3 protein-coding genes are annotated in these 2393 nt (G+C 48.0%); all 3 read right to left on the bottom strand.

Annotated features, from left to right (window positions below):
* On the bottom strand, window positions 1–1390 hold a 1390-nt coding region (locus tag DU000_RS12510; protein ID WP_205074073.1), incomplete at its 3' end, for an alpha/beta hydrolase family protein.
* A gap of 16 nt (window positions 1391–1406) precedes the next feature.
* Window positions 1407–2060 carry a hypothetical protein gene (locus tag DU000_RS12505; RefSeq protein WP_114403747.1) on the bottom strand — a complete coding sequence of 218 codons (654 nt, stop codon included), beginning with the start codon at window positions 2058–2060 and terminating at the stop codon, window positions 1407–1409.
* A gap of 136 nt (window positions 2061–2196) precedes the next feature.
* Window positions 2197–2393 (bottom strand): hypothetical protein (locus DU000_RS12900; protein WP_205074072.1); only part of this gene is annotated, 197 nt, incomplete at its 5' end.

The following is a 2393-nucleotide window of genomic DNA, read 5'->3' as shown; positions in this document are numbered from 1 at the left end:
GTTGGGTGAGTAAGAGCTTGGCTTGGCTACCCGCATCAGGCGTGCTCACGGTAAAGGGAGTGAGGTAATACAAACTTAGAAACTGACCAAAGTCACTCTTGGCGCTCTCAGCGTTGGCTGTTGTCGCGGTGATTTGGAGTTTGCCGGCGAGCGCAGCCATGCTGGCATTCAACGTACCAATATTGTCTTTGTAGGCCAGTTGTTGCAGGTTGGTGTAGAAGCTATCGCGTGAGGTGCCGTATTCGCCTTTTTTGTCACTATCATTGGCGGTCGGTGCCGTGATGGGGCCACTGAGCATATTGCGTAGGCCATCCAGAATTTTTTCGTAAGAGGAAACGGGTTGGTTAGAACCCATTTTAAAGAGATCTTTGGCGAGGCGTGGGTCAGCCATGTAACGCGAGTCCAGCTTGCCAATGAATTCAACTAAGGCCATGCCATCGGCGATGTTAGCAACAGAGTGGTTTTTACCAATGGCATCGGCTACTCCCGGATAGGTTTCCATGCCGACAGAAAGCGTTTGTCCGGGATAAACGCTGGCAATTTTAGAAATGCCGTCGCCTTCGGATTCAACGCGTAAGACATTATTTGAAAAATCATTTGCGCCAAATTGGTCAAGAATCCAGTCGGCTTTCTTTTGTACAGGGCTACCGTCAAATGCCAGTGGACCTGCATAAAAACCTACAGCGTTATAGGTGACGGCAGTCCCGGTGACTAAATCTGGAAATAAGCGCTGCGCGAGCATGGCGAGGTGCCCGCCCAGGCTATGTCCGGTGACATCAATGGTTTTACCGGGGCTAAGAATCGCCGCCGCCCCACTGGCGCCAATCCCTCTGTCATTTTGTAAACTGGCTTTGAAGGTCGAGTAAGCGACTTTGTCGGTGATGAGGTCAAACAATAATCCACTTGGGGTCGGCGGTAAAATATTGGGGCCTTTGTCCAGCAAGTACATGCGCTGCATTTCGATTTCGCTATACACGACTTTTTGTTGTCCAACGGTTTGTAACTGCCGAATGTAGCGGTATAAGTCGAGGGCCTGTGGTTTGGCGTAACCGACAATGCCGATTTGTACGTCAGAAATAATTAAATCGTTGAGTAACTGTAGTCCCTTAGGTTCGGTTCCCCGAAAGCTGAGAATCAAATGATTGGGATTCGCCTTATCGCTCAACACGGTGGCGCTAAAGCCGCTGTCAAGTAGGCTACTTTTAAATTGATCCACCACGCTGTATTTGGCAGTGAGTTGCTTGGCTTCTATTTCAGAAAACGAAGCGGCTTCGTTGTAGGGTTTTTTGAGTTGATCCATCACAGGATCATCGCCATAACCTGTGGTGAATGCAGCATAAGAGGCTTGAGCCAGTTGGGCGTACTCTTTAAGTTGGGTCGTCGTTAGCATCGTGCTCTCCGTAAAGTTATTTGGTCAATAAATCAACTAAATAATGCGTAGGCATTCTTGGGGTATCCATTTCACAGCGCCAGTCCTGAGTAATATATCCCCCGCTATTCCAGCCCGAAATTAACTCTGTCCACGAAGCATAGCGGTGGCCGTTTTTCTCTAGCAAATATTCTCTTCTTTGCCCTTCGTAAATGGGCGAATGGCGTTTCCGAATACGATATAGATTAGGACTAAGCTGGTTGATCGGGGTCTTAATGAATTTGTACTTGTTCGGGTCACCACCTACGCTGGCCGGGTCGACTGTGTACGTAAAATAATTCCTCTGACCCTGAGTACTATTTCCGTTATTAACTTCTACCGTCTTAATCGCCGGATAAAATTTTTGTAAAACATACTCGGCACTGCTCTCCGCCCAACTATAAGACTCAGGATCAAACTGCACCGTGTCCGTCTTCTCCGGTTGCATGAACACCTTCAGCCCACCCTCTTGCGCACAAATCCATTGGTGGTGGGCGTAAATTACTGGCAAATCCCAGAAGTGCAAGACACCCGGGGTCGCCAGCAAGATAAAGCCAATCCAACTGCCTTGCTTGACTTTGGTTGTATGCCAGACCCAAATGAGTAAGGTGGGGTAGCCGATAATGATGACCAATAGTGTTAAACCAATCATGTTTTTTTCTCCCTGTTTAGGCCTTAGTCTTTTTTCTATCCCGCATTATCCCAACCCGCCTTATTCTTGAATATGGTTTCAAGTTGGATTTTTTGAGGTTTGAATAGATTATTTTTAAAGTATTAAATCCTGATACTCACGCGCTCATGGCGTGATACTTGTTGGGTTGAAAGTGCGGTTGATTAGCCACTGGTTGTGGCTGTTTGGCCCCACTCATTGCGCTCAGGTTCAAGAGTGGTACTGCCGGCTGGCTGGCTACGGCCTCCTGCCCCGCCAGGCTAATACCGAGTTTGCCAGGGGCCCAGTTTTTAACATACACGGTGTTTTTTAAAT

It is taken from the genome of Parvibium lacunae (assembly GCF_003335215.1).
Classification (GTDB): Bacteria; Pseudomonadota; Gammaproteobacteria; order Burkholderiales; family Burkholderiaceae_D; genus Parvibium; species Parvibium lacunae.
Note: the sequence above shows the minus strand (reverse complement) of the source record. Positions and strands in the feature narration are given on the sequence as shown.

What these genes read in the sequence shown, in the direction of transcription:
- DU000_RS12505 (WP_114403747.1), bottom strand. Translation starts at nt 2,060, where the DNA reads ATGATTGGTTTAACACTATTGGTCATCATTATCGGCTACCCCACCTTA.